This window comes from Roseateles sp., from assembly GCF_036486225.1.
GTDB lineage: Bacteria > Pseudomonadota > Gammaproteobacteria > Burkholderiales > Burkholderiaceae_C > Roseateles.
The window spans coordinates 11561-30470 of sequence record NZ_DASVNZ010000142.1 but is presented as its reverse complement, the minus strand read 5'-3'; the positions used below and the strand labels follow the sequence as shown (position 1 = coordinate 30470).

Annotated in this window: 20 protein-coding genes, 2 tRNA genes and 1 riboswitch; of the genes, 11 read left to right on the top strand and 11 right to left on the bottom strand. The window is 65.9% G+C overall.

The features are described 5' to 3' along the window. The 3 genes from VF536_RS09900 to VF536_RS09890 all read right to left on the bottom strand — a co-directional run. Positions 1–2057 (bottom strand): ATP-binding protein (locus tag VF536_RS09900; protein WP_331614675.1); only part of this gene is annotated, 2057 nt, incomplete at its 3' end. Positions 2058–2228: 171 nt separating this feature from the next. Beyond that, complete coding sequence (locus tag VF536_RS09895) at positions 2229–2480, bottom strand: hypothetical protein (RefSeq protein ID WP_331614674.1); 252 nt, start codon at positions 2478–2480, stop codon at positions 2229–2231. A 207-nt stretch (positions 2481–2687) separates the two neighbouring features. Beyond that, positions 2688–3020: a DUF4148 domain-containing protein gene (locus tag VF536_RS09890; protein ID WP_331614673.1), complete on the bottom strand. Its 333-nt coding sequence runs from the start codon at positions 3018–3020 to the stop codon at positions 2688–2690. 174 nt (positions 3021–3194) lie between these two features. Here VF536_RS09890 and VF536_RS09885 point away from each other — a divergent pair, with 174 nt between their 5' ends. From VF536_RS09885 to VF536_RS09875, 3 genes are all read left to right on the top strand, one after another. Then, positions 3195–3782, top strand: coding sequence for a hypothetical protein (locus VF536_RS09885; RefSeq protein ID WP_331614672.1), 588 nt, complete (start codon positions 3195–3197; stop codon positions 3780–3782). A gap of 160 nt (positions 3783–3942) precedes the next feature. Continuing rightward, on the top strand, positions 3943–4263 hold the full coding sequence (locus VF536_RS09880; RefSeq protein ID WP_331614671.1) for a DUF3658 domain-containing protein: 321 nt from the start codon (positions 3943–3945) through the stop codon (positions 4261–4263). Positions 4264–4268: 5 nt separating this feature from the next. Continuing rightward, positions 4269–4670, top strand: a complete 402-nt coding sequence (locus tag VF536_RS09875; protein ID WP_331614670.1) for a HEAT repeat domain-containing protein — start codon at positions 4269–4271, stop codon at positions 4668–4670. Between the two features lie 119 nt (positions 4671–4789). On the opposite strand, the gene VF536_RS09870 is transcribed toward VF536_RS09875, so the two are convergent. The 5 genes from VF536_RS09870 to VF536_RS09850 form a co-directional block, all read right to left on the bottom strand. Beyond that, complete coding sequence (locus tag VF536_RS09870) at positions 4790–5041, bottom strand: hypothetical protein (RefSeq protein WP_331614669.1); 252 nt, start codon at positions 5039–5041, stop codon at positions 4790–4792. A 204-nt stretch (positions 5042–5245) separates the two neighbouring features. Next, the gene (locus VF536_RS09865) at positions 5246–5575 is read right to left on the bottom strand and encodes a DUF4148 domain-containing protein (protein ID WP_331614668.1); all 330 of its coding nucleotides are present in this window, start codon (positions 5573–5575) and stop codon (positions 5246–5248) included. Between the two features lie 259 nt (positions 5576–5834). Continuing rightward, positions 5835–6086 (bottom strand): hypothetical protein, encoded by a 252-nt coding sequence (locus VF536_RS09860; protein WP_331614667.1) that lies wholly within the window; start codon positions 6084–6086, stop codon positions 5835–5837. A 200-nt stretch (positions 6087–6286) separates the two neighbouring features. Further along, positions 6287–6616 (bottom strand): DUF4148 domain-containing protein, encoded by a 330-nt coding sequence (locus VF536_RS09855; RefSeq protein WP_331614666.1) that lies wholly within the window; start codon positions 6614–6616, stop codon positions 6287–6289. A 257-nt stretch (positions 6617–6873) separates the two neighbouring features. Next, positions 6874–7125, bottom strand: coding sequence for a hypothetical protein (locus VF536_RS09850; protein ID WP_331614665.1), 252 nt, complete (start codon positions 7123–7125; stop codon positions 6874–6876). 213 nt (positions 7126–7338) lie between these two features. Next, positions 7339–7447, top strand: a riboswitch (TPP riboswitch). A 113-nt stretch (positions 7448–7560) separates the two neighbouring features. Here VF536_RS09850 and VF536_RS09845 point away from each other — a divergent pair. The 6 genes from VF536_RS09845 to VF536_RS09820 all read left to right on the top strand — a co-directional run bounded on the left by VF536_RS09845 (position 7561) and on the right by VF536_RS09820 (position 12836). Beyond that, positions 7561–9747: a TonB-dependent receptor gene (locus tag VF536_RS09845; RefSeq protein WP_331614664.1), complete on the top strand. Its 2187-nt coding sequence runs from the start codon at positions 7561–7563 to the stop codon at positions 9745–9747. 36 nt (positions 9748–9783) lie between these two features. Next, positions 9784–9859, top strand: a tRNA-Asn gene (locus VF536_RS09840). Between the two features lie 103 nt (positions 9860–9962). Next, a tRNA-Asn gene (locus VF536_RS09835) sits at positions 9963–10038 on the top strand. Between the two features lie 168 nt (positions 10039–10206). Further along, positions 10207–11328 (top strand): hypothetical protein, encoded by a 1122-nt coding sequence (locus VF536_RS09830; RefSeq protein ID WP_331614663.1) that lies wholly within the window; start codon positions 10207–10209, stop codon positions 11326–11328. A 97-nt stretch (positions 11329–11425) separates the two neighbouring features. Further along, positions 11426–12046 (top strand): DUF4124 domain-containing protein, encoded by a 621-nt coding sequence (locus VF536_RS09825; protein WP_331614662.1) that lies wholly within the window; start codon positions 11426–11428, stop codon positions 12044–12046. 40 nt (positions 12047–12086) lie between these two features. After that, complete coding sequence (locus VF536_RS09820) at positions 12087–12836, top strand: NYN domain-containing protein (protein WP_331614661.1); 750 nt, start codon at positions 12087–12089, stop codon at positions 12834–12836. A gap of 13 nt (positions 12837–12849) precedes the next feature. Here the strand turns inward: VF536_RS09820 and VF536_RS09815 are convergent, their stop codons facing one another. The 3 genes from VF536_RS09815 to VF536_RS09805 all read right to left on the bottom strand — a co-directional run bounded on the left by VF536_RS09815 (position 12850) and on the right by VF536_RS09805 (position 14794). Further along, positions 12850–13485: a hypothetical protein gene (locus VF536_RS09815; protein ID WP_331614660.1), complete on the bottom strand. Its 636-nt coding sequence runs from the start codon at positions 13483–13485 to the stop codon at positions 12850–12852. 78 nt (positions 13486–13563) lie between these two features. Further along, complete coding sequence (locus tag VF536_RS09810; protein WP_331614659.1) at positions 13564–14325, bottom strand: YoaK family protein; 762 nt, start codon at positions 14323–14325, stop codon at positions 13564–13566. Positions 14326–14401: 76 nt separating this feature from the next. After that, positions 14402–14794: a response regulator gene (locus VF536_RS09805; RefSeq protein ID WP_331614658.1), complete on the bottom strand. Its 393-nt coding sequence runs from the start codon at positions 14792–14794 to the stop codon at positions 14402–14404. Between the two features lie 136 nt (positions 14795–14930). Between VF536_RS09805 and VF536_RS09800 the strand changes: the two genes are divergently transcribed. Together VF536_RS09800 and VF536_RS09795 are read left to right on the top strand one after the other, a co-directional pair. Next, complete coding sequence (locus VF536_RS09800; protein WP_331614657.1) at positions 14931–15980, top strand: LacI family DNA-binding transcriptional regulator; 1050 nt, start codon at positions 14931–14933, stop codon at positions 15978–15980. Positions 15981–16426: 446 nt separating this feature from the next. Next, positions 16427–18787, top strand: coding sequence for a TonB-dependent receptor (locus VF536_RS09795; RefSeq protein WP_331614656.1), 2361 nt, complete (start codon positions 16427–16429; stop codon positions 18785–18787). Positions 18788–18910: the final 123 nt, after the last annotated feature.

The following is an 18910-nucleotide window of genomic DNA, read 5'->3' as shown; positions in this document are numbered from 1 at the left end:
CCGAGGGCCTCGGTGAGCGCGCGCGCTTCATGCGCCAGCGGCAGCACCTCGCGGAGCCGGCCGCGCTGCAGCAGCGTCACGGCCAGCGACACGGCGGCCGCGGCGCGCAGCAGGTCGTCGTCGAAGGCATCGGCCGCAGCGCGCAGCCGCAGCGCGATCGCCTCCGCCTGCAGGTACTCGCCGCAGGCGATGAACATCCACACCAGGCCCGTCATCACCCAGGCGCGCGGCTTCGTCGGCGGCAGCATCTCGCAGAGCGCCGCGCAGCGGAGGTAGGCGTCCCGCCCTTCGGGCGTCGTCACCCCCGTCGACTGGGCGAGCGCGGCGCCGCGCAGCTGCTGCAGCGCCAGCTCCGCCACGCTGCGGGGCTCGCCCTCGGGACAGCGCTCGAGCAAGTCCAGCCCGCGCGTGGCGAGCAGCAGCCCCTCGCGCGGCGCGAAGCGCCCCAGCGCCCGTTCGCCCGCGGCGGCGTAGGCGCTCATGGCGGCCAGCGCCTCCAGCCCGCGCTCGTGATGCAGCGCGAGCGCGGCGGCGAAGGTCTCGATCCGTTCTGCGCGCAACTGTCCAAGCGCGGCGGCGGCCCGCCGGTGCAGCCCCACGCGCGTGGACGGCGCGATCCGCTGATAGAGCGCCTGCCGATACAACGCGTGGCGGAACGCGAAGCGCGCTTCGAGCGTGCCGTCCGCGAGCGTCTCCAACACCGAATGCGCGAGCCAGGCCTGACGGCGGGCCAGTTCGTCGCAATGCGCCGCGACGACCTCGGCGTCCAGGCCCAGCATGGCTGCGACGATCGAGCACTCGAACTCGACGCCGCAGACGGCGGCGGCCTCGAGCAACGTGGCGGCTTCAGGCGCGAGCCGCGCGCGCTGACGTTCGATCACACCGGCCAGCGAGTCCGGCACGGGCCAGTCGTCGGAGGACGCGGCCTCGCCGGACGCGGCGGCGAGTTCATCGATCGCGTTGGCGACGAAGAGCGGCAGCCCGTCGGTCTGGCGGTGCAGGCGCCGCACGTGCGCCTCGTCGGCGACGAGCCCGGGCCGATGTCGCGCGAGATAGACGGCGAGCTCCGCCTCGCTGAACGGGTCGAGGAGCAGCTCTTCGCAGAGCCGGCGGGCGCGCAGCTCGTGGCGCAGGCCGTTGAGCGGGTGATCGTTGGCGACGAGTTCAGGCGTCCGGTAGGTCGCGATCCACATCAGGCGGGCCGGCGGCCGGCGTCGCGCGACGTGGTCGATCAGGCGGACGGTCGCCTCGTCGCACCAGTGCAGATCCTCGGTGACCAGCAGCAGCGGACGCACGGCGGTGAGCTGTTCCACGAGTTCCGAGAACTCGCGCAGCATGCGGTCCTGCGTCGAGTTGGCAAGGCCGGCCTGCAGGCGCTCCTGCTCCTCGCGGTCGATGAGCCAGGGCAGCTGCAGCAGCCAGGTCGGCGCGACGCGGCGCAGCAGCGCGATGAGCGAGGCGTCCGTCCGCGCAAGGCAGGCGAGCGCGTCCAGCACGGGCAGGTAGGGCTCGCCCTCGCCGACCTGCTCGATGCACTGGCCGTGCGCGGTGGCCGCGTCGCCGAGCGTGGCAATGAAGGCCTCGATCATGGCGGTCTTGCCGATGCCCGCTTCGCCGGCGACGCAGCACAGCTGGCGTTGTCCGCCCGAGGCGCGCGCCCAGGCGGCGTGAAGGCGGGCGAGTTCAGCGTCGCGACCAATGAGGCTGGAGAAGGTGACCGTCGATGTCGCGCCGTCGATCAGGCCGATGAAGCGATACCCGCGACGCGACGCGGTCTCCACCCAGCGTGGGCTCTTCGCATCGTCGCCCAGCGCGGCGCGCAGCTCGCTGATCGTCGTCTTGAGCACCGATTCGCTGACATGCCGATGGCCCCAGACGGTGTCGAGCAACGCATCCTTGGTCACGAGCTGGCCGGCGTTGCGCAGCAAGGCCGCAAGCACGCCGAAGGCCTTGGGCGCCAGCGCAACCGCCTGGCCGTCAGCGAGCAACCGCGCATCCGCCTCATCGAAAGCGAAGGGGCCGAATCGCAGCGACAGAGGGGCTCGGGGATCATCCATGGCGGCGGAATTATCGACCTGCTCCGAGGCCGGCGCAGGACCCTCGGAAACGTCGTCGCAAGCAGGTGCCGGAAAGCGAAACGCCCGGCACGGGCCGGGCGTTTTCTGGGAGCGAAGACTGTCGGTGTCAGTCGAAGGAACGCTCCATCGATACAGCGCAACCGTCAGGACTTACTGGGCGGAAGCGATCTGGACCGCGTCGGCCGACGTGTCGCGGCGACCGGTGATGTAGACGGTCGGCAGTTGCTCGCGCTTGGCGGTGATGACCACCGGCTCCAGCGTGATGATCGAGGCGCGCATCTCGCGCTGACCCTCGGCGTGGGCGATGCCCAGGCCCAGAACCACGGCGGCCACGGCGCCGAAGAGGACGGCCTTGACGGTGGTTTCGGTGGCGGAAGCGATCTGGAAGCGGGTGGTGGTCATGTCGTTCTCCTGAGGCGGTTTGCTGTGTCGATGGAGTCAGTGTCGTCATCGACCCGGCTGCTTGCGAGCCTCAAGAGACGGAGCTGCACAACGGCGGCGTGAACTGCAGCAGCGGCGGATAAACGGAAAGCGCCATCAGGCGCTCTCAACGAGAAACGCCGCCAGGACATGCGTCCTGACGGCGTCGAAGGGGAGCGAGCTCAAGACTCAGCGGGCGGACACGCCTTCAGTGACGGCGCCCTTGCCTTCCTTGGCAGCGAAACGCTGCACCAGTTCGGCGTACTTCGGCGAGGACTTCAGCGCCGCGTAGCGGGCTTCGGCCTGGGTGCGCTGGGTGGCGTTCAGCGCGAAGTCTTCGGTGCGGTCCACGGCGGCCAGGCCGGACTCGCGGTAGATCTGCAGATCGGCCAGCACTTCGGCGCGGCTCTTCTGGCTCTGCGTGATCGGGTCGAGGTGGCTGTAGCTCTGAGCGAAGACCGGCGAGGCGGCGGCGGACAGCGCGATCAGGGCGGTAGCGATCAGGGTCTTGGTGGTGGTCATGATGGTTCCTTTGAGAGAGCGTGGAGGTGGGTGTCTGGTATCGAGGCCGGCTTCGTCTACCGTTGACTGAACAATAGAAGGCGGCCCGCTCTGCATAAATACGGACGGAAGCAATGGATGGATGCAGGGGGAGCAACAATCCGATCCAAGACCCGCTCATTTCTGTCTCACGACATGCCCGCAATCAGCATCCTTGTAGATGGCGAACCGATCGCCACCGCCAACACCGAAAGCCTCAGCGTCTTGTCGGCCCACGTGCAGGGATCGCGAAGCGACGAAGAATTCGCGAGCGTGGACCTGCACGGCACCACGTCGGAAGAGTCAACCTTCCTGATCTGGATCGGCAGCCTGACGCTGCAAGCGGGTCAGCAAGTCGAGGTGCGTTTCCTGGAGGATGGCGAAACAGCACCACCGGGCAAGACGATCGAGGAGCTGTTCGCCGATGGGCCTGACCACGAGGAACCGGACGATGAGCCGTCGGAGGCATCTGCGTTCAAGGAAATCCGTGCGAAGCCGCTTCATCGCGCGGGGTATGGACTGGCGTTCAGCAGCACGGCCGATATTGCTTTCGAAGGCCGGACAGGGGAGGACGATCACGCCTTCGCATTCCACGTCGTATGGAACATGCACCGTCCCGATCGTGCCCACCTTTCGTTGCACGCATACACGCTCGATGAGCTGGAAAGTCGCGCGCCCCCTCGCGACATGGTGCGTGAATACATTCATGCGCCACGCACCGTCACCCTGCGGATTTCCGCCTGAGCCAGGGACGGCCATACGAAACTGCGCTATGGACTTCGCAGTCTTGTCACCGATCCGCGCGACCGTGCTGGCTCCCCCGGCGCCAACGGCGGCGCAGCGCTCGTGTAGGCGCTGGGGGCGTGTACCCTTGTCATCGACAGCTTTCACCATGGCACCCGACTTGGACGACGATCAACACCCTTGGGACGCCCTCTCCGACGAGGAACTCGCGGCCATGCGCGCGCTGACACCCGCTGAGGTGTCTCAGGTAGATGCCCTGTTGCTGGGCGCTTCCAGCACCCGATGGCAGAAGGTTGCTCTTGTCATCGCGAGGGTAATGAACGACTTCGAACAGAAGTTCCCGGATCTGCCGTTTGAGTTCCTGAGCTATCGCGTGCAAGAGCTCGAAGGACTCGGAGCTCTGGAGGTCGCCGGCGACCCCTTCAGGCCAAGATTCTCTGAGATCAGGCTGCAGCAGCCTGCAAGCGGCGCCAGCGAGTGATGCCCGTGAATTCCATCGAAGCCCTGCTCCAAGAGGTTGAGAGCACGGATCCCGGCATTCGCCATGTGGCGGCGCTCGAACTGATGGACCGCGGCGAACTGCGAGCGGTCCCCGCACTGTGGAGCGCCATCAGCCGGCCAGAGAACGTCAACCATCGCGGCACGCTGGTCTACGCGTTGTCGGCGTTCGATCAGTCGGAACATCTGGAGTCGCTGGTGACCCTTGTCCTCACGGGGAACTTTGAAGCCTCCTGGGGGGCTTTCACAGTTCTTGAGGACAGCTCCCGCTCCCTTGAATCGCGGGAGCGCATACGCGCTCAGTTGGCGCAGCATCCCGCCGAGAGCCTGGCTCAAGAGCACCACGCCGAAGCCCTTGAGGCCCTGCTGGAACTTCTCCAGGCCGAGTAGACGGGCTACGCGGCCTTCAGAAAGCAGAACGCCCGGCACGGGCCGGGCGTTTTCTGGGAGCGGAGACTGTCGGTGTCAGTCGAAGGATCGCTCCATCGATACAGCGCAACCGTCAGGGCTTACTGGGCCGAAGCGATCTGGACCGCGTCGGCCGACGTGTCGCGGCGGCCGGTGATGTAGACGGTCGGCAGCTGTTCGCGCTTGGCGGTGATGACCACCGGATCCAGCGTGACGATCGAGGCGCGCATCTCGCGCTGACCCTCGGCGTGGGCGATGCCCAGGCCCAGCACCACGGCGGCCACGGCGCCGAAGAGGACGGCCTTGACGGTGGTTTCGGTGGCGGAAGCGATCTGGAAGCGGGTGGCGGTCATGTCGTTCTCCTGAGGCGGTTTGCTGTGTCGATGGAGTCAGTGTCGTCATCGACCCGGGTGCTTGCGAGCCTCAAGAGACGGAGCTGCACAACGGCGGCGTGAACTGCATCAGCGGCGGACAAACGGAGAGCGCCATCAGGCGCTCTCAATGAGAAACGCCGCCGGGACCTACGTCCGGGCGGCGCTGCGACGCTGGATCGGGGCTCAGCGGGCGGACACACCTTCCGTGACGGCGCCCTTGCCTTCCTTGGCCGCGAAGCGCTGCACCAGTGCGGCGTACTTCGGCGAGGCCTTCAATTCTGCGTAGCGGGCTTCCGCCTTCGCGCGCTGATTGAGTTCCAGCGAGGTGTCTTCCGTGCGGTCGACGGCGGCCAGGCCGGACTCGCGATAGATCTCCAGGTCGGCCAGCACTTCAGCGCGGCTCTTCTGGCTCTGCGTGATCGGGTCGAGGTGGCTGTAGCTCTGCGCGAAGGCCGGCACGGCGGCGGCGGACAGGGCGATCAGGGCGGTAGCGATCAGGGTCTTGGCGGTCATGATGGTGTCCTTTGAGAGAGCGTTGGATCGGGGTGTCTGGGGTCTTGGGCCGGCTTCGTTTGCCGATGACTGAAGGTTAGGTGCGGGCCCCGTTTGGATAAACGGCCTGCGTCGCAATGGGCCGTTGTGATCGCCGCAACAATCGCCAGCGCTCTCCACAAAGCAAGACGCCCAGCATAAGCCGGGCGTCTTGCGTAGGAGCGAACCGAAGGGCGTCAGTCCGTGGATCGCTCCACCGATACAGCGCGATCTACGACGTTCACTCGGCCGAGGCAACTTGTGTATCGACCGCGTCGACGCTGCGGCGGCCGGTGATGGAGACGGTCGGCAGCTGTTCGCGCTTGGCAGTGATGACCACCGGATCCAGCGTGACGATCGAGGCACGCATCTCGCGTTGGCCTTGTGCATGAGCGATTCCCAGGCCGAGGACCACTGCCGCAATCGCACCGAAGGCAACGGCCTTGACGGTGGTGTTGGTGGCGGAAGTGATGCTGAGGCGGGCGGTGTTCATGTCGATCTCCTGAAGGGCGTTTGCTGTGTCGATGGAGTCAGTGTCGTCAGCGAGGCCTCGCCTTTCGAGCGCTCAGCGACGAACCCTCGCCGCGACGTCGTGAACTGCAGGCGCGGCGGATGGGCTGTCGTGTCCCACAAAGCAAGACGCCGGCAGGACCGAAGTCCCGCCGGCGCTTGTGGCCGGAGAAGGCGAGAGGCTCAGCGGGCGGAGACCCCCTCGGTCGTCGAGCCCTTGACGTCCTTCGCTGCGAAGCGCTGCACCAGGGCGGCGTACTTCGGCGAGGCCTTCAGCTCCGCGTAGCGGGCTTCTGCCTTGGCACGTTGGTTGGCGTTCAAGGTGAAGTCTTCCGTGCGGTCCGCGGCAGCGAGACCGGATTCACGATAGATCTCCAGATCGGCCAGCACTTCAGCGCGGCTCTTCTGGCTCTGCGTGATCGGATCGAGGTGGCTGTAGCTCTGCGCGAAGGCCGGCACGGCGGCGGCAGACAGTGCGATCAGGGCGGTGGCGATCAGGGTCTTGGCGGTCATGATGGTTTCCTTTGAGAGAGCGTTGGATCGGGGTGTCTGGGGTCTTGGCCGGCTTCGTTTGCCGATGACTGAAGGTTAGGCGCGGGCCCCGTTTGGATAAACGGCCTGCGTCGCAATGGGCCGTTGTGATCGCCGCAACAATCGCCGCGCCATGCGCAAAGCAAGACGCCCGGCATCAGCCGGGCGTCTTGCATGGGAGCGAACCGAAGGGCGTCAGTCCGTAGATCACTCCACCGATACAGCGCGACCTGGGACGTTCACTCGGCCAGGGCGACTTGCGTATCGACCGCGTCGGCGCTGCGACGACCGGTGATGTAGACCGTCGGCAGTTGCTCGCGCTTCACGGTGATCACCACCGGGTCCAGCGTGACGATCGAGGCGCGCATGTCGCGTTGGCCTTGTGCATGAGCGATCCCGAGACCCAGTGCCAGCGCTGCGATGGCACCGAAGGCGACCGCCTTGACGGTGGTGCTGGTGGCGGAAGTGATGCTGAGGCGGGTGGCGTTCATGTCGATCTCCTGAAGGCGTTTGCTGTGTCGATGGAGTCAGTGTCGTCATCGACCCGGCTGCTTGCGAGCGTCAGGAGACGAAGCTGCGCGGCGGCGGCGTGAACTGCATCAGCGGCGGACAAACGGGAGCGGCTCCCGACGTGCAGCAGGCCTGGCCAGGGGTGCGGTCATGGATGCTCGACTAGAATCAGCAACGCTCACCGGTCCGTCCGGCGAGTTCGCTAGGGGTGCTGCGCCATCGATCCGTCGACGGCGCGGCTGAGAAAGTCCCTTTGAACCTGATTGAGGTAATCCTCGCGCAGGGAAGCATGCCTTCGACACGCCTCGTGTCCCGCACGCCGCCTTCTCATCGGCGTGCCCGGTTTGCCGACCTGCCATCGCATTTCTGGCTTCGGCACATCGATGGCAACTTCGTCCGCTCTGAATTCCTTCCCGATGCATCGTCTCGCGATCGCGCTGATCGCCGCCGGCGTCTCGGTCCATGCCGCCGCGCAGTCGGCGACGTCGACGCCCTCGCCCGCTGGCGCACAGGCGACCTCGCCCGCCCTGCCCAGCGTCGTCGTCAAAGGCACCTCCGAAGCGCCCGTGATGGCCGGCGGCTTCGGCGACACGCCCGTCGCCAAGCTCCCGATCCAGGCCAGCATCGTCACCGCCGAGCAGCTCACCGATCGCGGGCTGTTCAATCTCGCCGGGCTGACGCTGCTCGATGCGAGCGTGGGCGACTCGTACAACTCGGCGGGCTACGTCTCCTATCTGAAGATCCGCGGCTACGACCTCGACAACCGCTTCAACTACCGCCGCGACGGCCTGCCGATCAACGCCGAGACCGCCCTGTCCCTGGCCAACAAGAGCAGCGTCGAGGTCATCAAGGGCACGACCGGCATCCAGGCCGGCACCAGCGCGCCAGGTGGTCTGGTCAATCTCGTCGTGAAGCGTCCGACGGTGGAGCTCACCAGCGTGCGCCTGGGCGTCAGCGAACGCGGCACCATCGAGTCCGCGATGGACTGGAGCCACCGCTTCGGTGACGGTCACGGCAACGACAAGGCCTTCGGCCTGCGCGTGAACATCGAGGCCGCCAAGCTGCGCCCCGAGTTGCGCGATGCCGACGGCAACCGTTGGATGATGGCCGTCGCCGGCGACTGGCGCGTCACGCGCGACACGCTGGTTGAAGCCGAGGTCGAGATCAGCCGCCAGTCCCAGCCGAGCCAGCCGGGCTTCAGCCTGCTCGGCGACAAGCTGCCGGACGCCAAGGCCATCGATCCGCGCATCAACCTGAACAACCAGTCGTGGAGCCAGCCGGTGGTCTTCGAAGGCCGCACCGCCTCGCTGCGCGTGCAGCATCAGTTGAACGCCGACTGGAAGCTGCAGGCGCACGCGGCAATCCAGCGCCTGGTGAACGACGACCGCCTCGCCTACCCGTTCGGCTGCACCGCGGGCGACGGCACCTACTACCCGAGCACCTACTGCCCCGACGGCACCTTCGACCAATACGATTTCCGCAGCGACAACGAGCATCGCAACAGCGACGCGCTCGACCTGTCGGCGCAAGGCAAGCTGAGCTTCCTCGGCATCGAGCATCAGGTGTCGACGGGCGTGCTGTTCTCGCGCTACAAGAGCCGGCTGCAGGGTCAGGCCTACAACTGGGCGGGCACCGGCAACATCTGGGGCACGCTGCCGACGGTGGCCGACCCGACGCTGGCGGCGACCAACACGGACCGCACCGAGCGCAGCACCGAGCTCTACTTCCGCGACGCGATGCAGTTCAGCGCGCAGTGGCAAGGCTGGCTGGGCGTGCGGCACACGCGCCTGGATCGCGATTCCTTCCAGGTCAACGTGCCCGCCGGCGAGGACAACGAGGCGACGAGCTACCGCCAGTCGGTGACGACGCCGTGGTTGGGTGTGAGCTACGCGATCGACCCGCAACTGCTGGCGTACGCGAGCTGGGGCGAAGGCGTGGAGTCGGCCGTCGCGCCCAACCTGCCGATCTACGCGAACGCGGGCCGGCCGCTGGCGGCGATCCGCAGCAAGCAATGGGAGATCGGTCTGAAGTCGGGCAGCCGCACGGTGGACTGGTCGATCAACTACTTCGACATCAGCAAGCCGGCGACGAACGATGTGCCGGTGGTGGTCGGCGGCCAGGACCTGCTCGAGAGCCGCATCGACGGCAAGCAGAACCACCGCGGCGTGGAAGCGCAGGCCGACCTGAAGTGGACGGGCGGCGGCCTGATGGCGAGCGCCATGAAGCTGCACGCGCGCCGCGACGGCAGCGCGGATGCGACGCTCAACGGCCTGAAGCCGACGAACGTGCCGGAGACGGTGCTGAAGCTGCAAGCACGGCACAGCGCGGGCGTCCCGGGGCTGGAGCTGCTGGCGGGCGTGGTCTACGAAGGCAAGCGCATGGTGGTGCCGGACAACTCGGTGGCGATCCCGAGCTGGACGCGTCTGGACCTGGGCGCGCGCTACGAGCAGAACGTCGGGCGGCAACTGCTGATCTGGCGTGTCGGCGTGGACAACGCGACCAACCGTCGTGCATGGCGCGAGTCGCCTTATCAGTACGGCCACGTCTACCTGTACCCGCTCGCCAATCGCACATGGCGTGCGTCGGTGGAGTGGGTCTTGTGAGGGTCTGATTTTTCTGTGTATACTCTTAGGCTCTGATCCCCGATAGCTCAGTCGGTAGAGCGCCGGACTGTTAATCCGTAGGTCCCTGGTTCGAGCCCAGGTCGGGGAGCCAAGATCAGAAAACGAAGGTCTTCGGACCTTCGTTCTTTTTCAGCCGGTTTCCGACCGAAGACACTGGCCCAAGAATTCAGATCGATTGGATCTGAGCAGACTTTTCCTCGATAGCTCAGTCGGTAGAGCGCCGGACTGTTAATCCGTAGGTCCCTGGTTCGAGCCCAGGTCGAGGAGCCAAAATTGAAGCCCTGATGCAGCGATGCATCGGGGCTTTTTCTTTTGCACACCTCTGAATCGTGCAAATTCTCACACCCGCGTAGTGCGAGGATCGCGTCCCAAGCAGATTCAATTTCGCGTTCGCTAGCATGCCCCCTGCGCAGTCGCGCACCACTCGAAGGGGAGTAAATGCAAAACGCACAAATCGATGATGAAAAGAGCACGTTTCAACTGATCGACGAACTTTCAGAAGCACTTGAGAAGTTTCATAAGGAGGCTGGCGATACTCAGTTCGGCCTCAATGAGCAAGCAGCTAGCAGGGGCCTTCCTCCGCTAATAAATTCCTATCACGAGCTGATGAATGAAGGGAACACTGAGGAGGCTCTCAAGCGCGCACTCAACTATGCCTATCAGGCAAACGCTCTCGCATCATCGACAAGCCACAATCTCAGGCTATCCGAAGCAATAAGAGCCACAGCCAGGAATTTGCAGGCTTTTAGCCAAAAGGTCATTGAGGCGATCAACAATGACCCTGCGGCGCTCGCTCCGCTCAATGCTGGGGAAAGTATCAATCGAGTAGTAGTGCCAGGCATTCCAGCCAAGCTGCAGCAAGCAATTGATGAGCTTCTGCAAAACGGCAAGAAAGAAATGGCGGAATCGCGCCTCGCACTGCAAGAACTCAATGATTCGCTCTCTCGGGTCCGAATTGATGCTCAAATACTGCGCGAAGGACTTGAAGCGGAGTCAATCCGCATAAACACGGACTACGAGACAGCCGTCCGCGACATAAACAATAAGCGCAAGGACATCGACAAGCTGCTCGGACATGTTGCAGGCCGAGTCATCGTTGGTGGCTATGAAGAAAGCGCGACGAATGAAAAAGATGTCGCAGACTGGTTTAGACGCGCTTCTCTGGCATGCATGGCGGCCATCTTCCTCATCCTTACGTACTCGCTTTGGGAGTCTACGCAAGGAGAGTTCAATTGGCAGAAATCGGTTTTCAGAATCATTGTCGCGTTTCTGCTGTCGGCGCCTGCGGCCTACCTTGCACGCGAGTCTGCGAAACACAGGACGCAACAGTACATGCATCACCAGACCTCGCTGGACCTAAAAGCAATTTCGCCCTACATCGCCTCCCTGCCCGACGAGGTGCAACACAAAATCAAGGGGGAGTTTGCCGGGAAACTATTTTCCAGAGAAATCGGAAATCATGCAGAAAACTTCCCCATTAACTCTCAGGAGTTGTTAATCGAAATCATTAAGAAGCTCGAATTCCCGAGAGCTTCTGCCAAGCCATCCGCAGACTCGTAACGCCAAGTGACTGATCGCGCCCAACACGCTTGGCTCTCCGCCTTCTTGTCAACACGAACAGAGAGTCAGCCGTTGGGTGTTTTCAAGGGAGTTTTAGATGCCAAAGATCTATCTGCTAGTTGCAATCCTGCTTTCTGCCCACGGACTTGCCGCCCAGGCCCAAGTCTGGAAATGCACCGCCGACGGCAAGACCCATTACTCGGACCAGCCCTGCGCGGCCAAGGGCGAGCAGATGAAGTCGCACGCGCTGCAGAGCAATGTCATCGACACGTCCGCGGACCGCGCTGCGGCTGAGCGCGCCAGAGCGGCCGCTGAGCAGCAGCAACAACAGCAGCAAGCCAACGCGGCTCAACCCACCGCGCAGACCGCCCCGTCCAACTACTGCCCTTCCGACCGCGACATCGCCGGGATGGAGACCAAGGCCAGCTCGATCTCCCTGAGCCCGGACGCCAAGCGCTTCGTCCAGGACGAGATCCGCCGCGCGCGTCAATGCCAGAAGGGCCAGGGCAGCTACACCGCCTCGGACTGGAACGTGAGCAAGCAGGCCGTCGACGCGCAGAGCAGCCTGACCGGCGGTGCCGACGCCCGCCGCCGCGCTGAAGCGATGCACAGCGCCGCCAATGCCAACGAGGGCGACCGCATCGCCCGCCAGCGCGAGACCGACGATCGCAACGCCCAACGCCGGGTGAACCAGCAACAGCCGGTGCGCGATCGCTGAAGGTGGACGACACTCCGGCCAAACCGCACGGGGAGGCAGCGTGGACACCACCGACATCCGTACCGACGCCAAGGTCGCCGTCCTCGTCGACTGCGACAACACGACGCCGGAGATCCTCGAACACGCGCTGAGCGTCGTCGCCCAGTTCGGGCGCGTGATCATCCGGCGCGGTTACGGCAATCACGCGACGCTCGCGAACAAGTGGCAGGAGGCGCTGGTGCGCCTCGCCTTCACGCCATGCCTGCAGTACCAGTACGCGGCGGGCAAGAACACCGCGGACATCGCGCTGGCACTCGATGCCATCGAGGCGCTCTTCGATCGACGCGCCGATACCTTCTGCATCGTCACCAGCGATTCGGACTTCTCCTACCTGTGCCGGAAGCTGAGGGAGCGCGGCTCCACCGTATTGATCGTCGGAGAGGCGAAAACACCGGCAGCGCTGCGCAACGCGAGCGACCAATTTTTCGAATGGGTGCCGAAGAAGCCGAAGCAGCCAACCGCCGCGAAATCGGCTTCGGCCAAATCAGCGGCACCGAAGCCGCAAAGGGCTCCCGGCTTGGAAGGTATCGAGGAAGCAGTGAGATTACTGGCCGCGGACACGCCAGACGGTAGGGTGCATGTCGGCGGACTGGGCTCCTACCTGCGGCGCAAAGACCCAGGATTCACACCGAGGACCTTTGGCCAGTCAGGCTTGGTCAACGTGCTGAAAATCGACCCGCTGCTCGATGTCCGGCAAGAGCCTGGTGGCCACTGGACCGTCGCGCTCGCGGCCAGCAACAACGCCATCTGAGCGCACCAAGCGCTCAATGCGTCAGCCGACTCTTCCGCCAAGCCAGGTAGCTCCCCAGCTCCGCGAACGGCAGGAAGCCCTCATCATCGGGGTCCTCCGGCACTTCGCAGACCTCCACCAGGTCGACGTCCGTCGCGGCGGCCTTCTCGCCGAGCGCCGTATCCAGCATCAGCAGCAGCCCGTTGGCGAAGTCCTCTTCCTGATCGTCATTGAACCCCTGCACAGCGACGCGCAATCCCAGCACGTCCGGCGCGTCAGGATCGACCATCGGCTCGAACCAGATGTCCTGGGGATCCAGTTCCAGACCCCGATAACCGATGCTGAAGCCGAACCCCATCGCCGGCTTCAACGCCACGGGGATCCATCCCGGCAACTCCGGCGCCACCGAGACCATCGCCTCGACCAGCGGGAACAGCTCCCACTCGCCTTGCGCGGTGATCACCAGCTCGCGATCCTCGTCGCCGGGCGCCGAGACCTCGAACCACAGGCCGGCGTTCAGGACCTGAAGGCGCTCCAGCAGTTCGTCCCAGAACGGATCGTCGGGCGATTCCAAGGCGTTCAGCGCTGACTGGCGCGACACCAGCCAAGCCCAGAAGGCGTTGATCTTCTGAGGATCGAGGTCGACGTCGATGTCGTGGGGGTCTTGCATGCGGGGCTCCAATCGATGCGATTGTGCGTCGGCCAGCGCCTGGCGCCGTCGAACCGCCGCGCCGTCGATGGCCCCGCATCAACGTCCGCGCGTCAGCAGTCCCCGCCACCGCCCCCAGTCCTTGGTCACCGGCGGCAACGCCAGCACGAACAGCACCGCCGCCAGCGGCACCACGCACACGAAGCCGAGGTGCTTGAAGCCGAGCGCTCCCGCGCATCCGCCGAGCACGAACGCCGCCAGCAGCCCGCCCGCACGCTTCGCCCGCAGCCGGTCATGCCGCACCGCCGCATGCTTCACCGACGGCTGCCGGTTCCAATAGAGCATCTTCCCGAGTTCCATCCCGAGGTCGGTGATGTTCCCCGTCATGTGGGTGGTGCGGATGCTGCCGCCCGAGGTCTTGGACCCCACCGCGTTCTGCAAGCCCATGATGAAGGCCAGCAGCAGCACCGTCAGCGGCACCGCGAACGGCGTGTGCCAGGTCAGCGTGATCGCGCCCATCAGCCCGAACGGGAACAGCAGCGCCGCCTCCAGCATCAGCGGCAGCGCATAGACGCTGCGCAGGCCGTGCTGCCTCGCCCAGTTCACCAGCACCGCGCACACCGCCGCGCCGGCCAGGAAGGCCAGGATCGCCCCCAGCGCGTTCAGCACCAGCGTCCCCTGCCCCATCACCGCGCCGTCCGCCAGCTGCGACGCGAAACCGGTCATGTGCGAGGTGTACCGCTGCAGCACCAGGAACCCGCCCGCGTTCACCGCCCCCGCGTTGAACGCGAGCAGCAGCCCCAGCGCCTGGTTCGTGGACGGCGCGCGATGGCGGCTCGTCAGGTGCAGCAGTCGCCTCACGGCGCCTCCCGGTGTCGATGACAGTGCGGGCGATGATACGGGCGCTCCCGCGCCGCTGCCGCCGCCCCGGAGGCCTTCAGTAGGTCGTGGGCTGGCCGTCCAGCTTCGCCCCGTACTTCGTCAGCGTCTTGTGCAGCCGCCCGAAGTCGATCGGCTTGACGAAGTAGTCGTCGAAGATCAGGTCCTCGTAGACCTCGAAGTCCGTGTTCAGCGGCGTGCCGCTGACCGCGATCGCGATCAGCGCCGGCAGGCTCACCTTGAGCCGCCCGGTCAGATGCCGGCCGTCGGCGTCGGGCATGTCGATGTCGGTGATCAGGATGTCGGGCTCCCACTTCAGCCCGATGCCGATCGCCTCCAGCCCGTTGCGCGCGACCCGCAGTTCGAAGTTGTAGACCGTGAGCAGCTCGCGCAGGAGATCCAGCGAATCCGGCTGGTCATCGGCGACCAGGACCTTGAGGCGTTCCGACATGGCGTGGCAGGAATGACAGTTGGGGCGGCAAGAGCAAGCGGCGGGCCCGGGCGACCACCGACACGGGAACTGCGGCGCATTCTTCCATCAGACGCGCGCGGGAGTAGGATCACCGGGTTCTTGAAAGCGCTTTCCCATGAAGAGAAAGAAGCCCCTCCTGCCGACCTCCGGCGAAGTCACGCTGGGCATGGTGGCCGCCGCCAGCGGCGTCTCGCCGAGCACCGTCTCGCGCGTGCTCAGCGGCGCCGCGCAGGTAAGTTCGGACAAGGCTGAGCGCGTGCGGCGCGCGATCGACGCGCTGGGTTTCGTGCCCAACACCATCGCCCGGGCGCTCGCGGATGGTCGGACGTTCAACATCGGGTTGCTCGCGCAGTACTTCGAAAGCCCGTTTTACGCGCTGATGCTGCGCGGCATCGAGGAAGTGCTGACGCCCGCAGGCTACGGGCTCGTCGTGGCGAGCGGGCATTGGCAGCCGGATGAAGAGCAGCGCTGCATCGCCTCGCTGCGATCGCGGCGCGTGGACGGGATCATCGTGTTGACCGGCGGCTTGAGCGACGAGTTCCTCGCCGCGCTTGCGCGCGAACTGCCCGTCGTCGTGACGGGCCGCGCGCTGCAGGCGGCGGGGCTGCACGCGCTGAAGACGGACGACCTCGAGGGCGCGCGCGTCGCGACGCGGCATCTGATCGAACGCGGCCACACGCGCATCGCGTTCATCAGCGGCGATCCGGCGCACGCGGATTCGTCTGAACGCGAGCGCGGCTACCGCACGGCGCTCGCCGAGGCGGGTCTCACCGTCGACGAGTCCTTGATCGGCGGCGGCAACTACTGCGAAGTCGGCGGCGCGGCGGCGATGACGCGGATACTCGACCTCGGCCTGCAGTTCACGGCCGTCTTCGCGGCCAACGACCAGATGGCGGCCGGCGCCGCACGCGTCCTCCACAGCCGCGGCTTCCGCGTGCCGGAGGACGTCTCGCTCGTCGGCTACGACGATCTCCTGAACACCGCGCATGCCAGCCCGCCGCGCACGACCGTCGACGTCCACATCGCCGAGCTCGGCCGGCGCGCGGCCTCGGCCATGCTGGACCTGCTGCGCAGGGGCGGCTCGGCGATCGAGCCGCCCCTGCCTCAACTGATCGTGCGGGAGTCGACCCGGCGTCTGCTGCCCACGGTGGCGAGCGCCTGTTGAGCGGCGCTCCGGCGGGCTCGGCAGGCGCCGGCCGTCAGATCATGAACTGACCCCTTCAATCCTTGCTTTTCGTCAACTGGCCGTCACAAAACCTCGGCAGAATGCAATGCATCCGAGGCAACAACCGGCTGCACTACTGGGCAGAAAGCTGGAACCCGTCACCAGCGTCGCGGATACCCAATCCAGAAACGAAGCCACCCAAGGGGTGGCTTCTTTCATTGGGGATCCGGGGTTTCCCCACCCCGGCGTCGCGCCCGCCCATCACCTTGGGTAAAGAACTTTGAAAGTCCGCGCTGGCTTCCGTCACGAAACGTACAGCGTGCGATCCTTTCGACCAATCCGCGACGACACGCCCTCGCCATCGTCCGCGGCACCACCACAACCTCCTTCGCGCTTCCGTCCCAGCCATCGCCAGATCGGGCCGCGCTTGCTCCTGCCATTGCCCGATGACAAGCACCCGCCGACCTGCCCTGCATCCGCTCTCCTTCGCCCTCATGCTGGGCCTGAGCGCCTCCGCCTGGTCCCAGACCACGCCGCCCGCAAAAGCGCCCGCACCGACGCCTGAACGCTCGCGCCCCGCGACGCCGCCCGCGACCAAGGAAACCGACAACCCCACCCAGCTCGACCGCGTCGAGATCCAGGGCACCTCGCGCGACGACGACCAGCGTCGCGCCTCCACCGCCTCGAAGATCATCATCGGCCGCGAGGAGATCGAGCGCTACGGCGACTCCACCATCGGCGAGGTGCTCAAGCGCCTGCCCGGCGTCACCACCGGCGGCCGTCCCGGCCGCGGCGGCGAGGTCCGCATGCGCGGCATGGGCGGCGGCTACACCCAGATCCTCGTCAACGGCGAACGCATGCCGCCGGGCTTCTCGCTCGACGAGCTGCCGCCCGAACAGATCGAGCGCATCGAGGTGATGCGCGCGCCCACCGCCGAGTTCGGCGCGCGCGCCATCGCCGGCACCATCAACGTCGTCCTGCGCGAGGCGATCCAGCGAAGGCTCAACGAGGTGCGCCTGGCCACCGCCTTCGAGCGCGACCACGTCACCCCGCACTTCAACTGGACCCGCAACGACAAGATCGGCGACAACGGCGACGCCTACAACTTCACCGTCAATGCGATGCAGCACAAGCGGCTGGACGACATCGACTCGCAGTCGTTCACCCAGCGCTTCGACACGACCACCGGCGCGCCCAAGAGCGACACCCTGCTCCAGACCCGCGGCCAGACCGCCGACGAGCGCAAGTCGCTCAACATGACCGGCCGCCTGCAGCTGCGCCTGGACGGCGGCGACACCCTCGCCATCCAGCCCTTCGTGATGGTCAACCGCGGCAGCGGCGGCAGCAGCTCCCGGCAGACCCAGTCCGCGGTGCCGGACGAGAACGCCTTCGAACGCATCAAGTACGACACCGCCACCAGCGACAGCAGCAGCCGCTCCGCGATGGCGCGACTGAACCTGCAGTGGAACAAGCGCATCGACGAGCGCACCCGCATGGAAACGCGCCTGGGCGCCGGACGCATGACGATGGACAGCAGCGCCCATCGCGAGGAAGACCTCGACGCCACGCCGGGCGTCTTCTATCGCACGCAGGACGACACGACCAAGAGCCGCGACACCCAGTGGAGCGTCAACCTCAAGCTCACGCACCAGATGGAGAACGAGCACAACCTCGTCGCCGGCGTCGAGGGCGAAGGCACCGAACGCACCCAGACGCGCGGCTGCTACGAGGTCTTCGGCAAGGACATGCGCGGCAACCCCTGCGCCTTCCTCGCCGACTTCGGCGAGAACGTCAGCGCCTCCACGCGCCGCCTGGCCGTCTACGGTCAGGACGAATGGAGCGTCGGCAAGCAGTGGGGCTTCTACGCCGGTCTGCGCTGGGAAGGCATCCAGACCGACAGCACCAACAACCAGGGCCCGGTGAAGAACACCTCCAGCGTCCTCACCCCGCTGCTGCACGGCGTCTACAAGATCGACGAGAAGAGCCGCGAGCAGATCCGCGCCAGCCTCACCCGCAGCTACAAGGCGCCCAACCTCAACGACGTCATCGGCCGGCTCAGCATCAACAACCAGTTCACCTGCCAGCCGCCGGACATCCTCTGCGGTCCCAACCTGATCAACTACCCGGACCGATTCGGCAACCCCGACCTGAAGCCGGAGATGGCCACGGGTGTCGAGATCGGTTACGAGAAATACCTTTCGAAGGGCGGCCTGCTCAGCGCCAATTTCTTCTACCGCCGCATCACCGACCTGATCCGCAGCCAGGCCGAGCTCGAGACGGTGCCCTACGCCACCACGCAGCGCTGGGTCATCCGTCCGCGCAACATCGGCAACGCCAAGACCTACGGCGTCGAGCTGGAGGCCAAGTTCCGCCTCGACGAATACCTGACCGACGCGATCCCGGTCAACGTGCGCAGCAACCTGTCGCTGTTCCACTCGGCCGTGGACGGCATCATCGGCCCCGACAACAAGCTGGACCAGCAGCCGCGCTACACGGCCAACCTCGGCGCCGACTACCGGCTGCGTTCGGTGCCGCTGACGCTGGGCGCCTCGCTGAACTACACGCCCACGACGCTGCTGCAACAGAGCAACCAGGTCCTCAACGACATCGACAAGAAGCGCGTGATCGACCTCTCGGCGATGTGGACCTTCTCCCCCGTCGTCGCCGTGCGCGTCGCCGCGAGCAACCTCGTGCCGCTGACCTACGGCAACGGCAGCATTGCCACCACGCCGGGCCGCATCGTCACCAGCGAGAGCACCGGCCGCAGCTTCACCGTGTGGACCGTGCGCCTGGAACTCAAGGTCTGACCCCTCCACCGCAGTCCTCGCTCCGAGTCAACGGAAGGCGGGCAGGGGGCGACGATTTTGTGAGCATGCGAACAGTATGAGGAGCCCCCTGCCCGCCTTTCGTTGACGAGCGCCGGGCGCAAA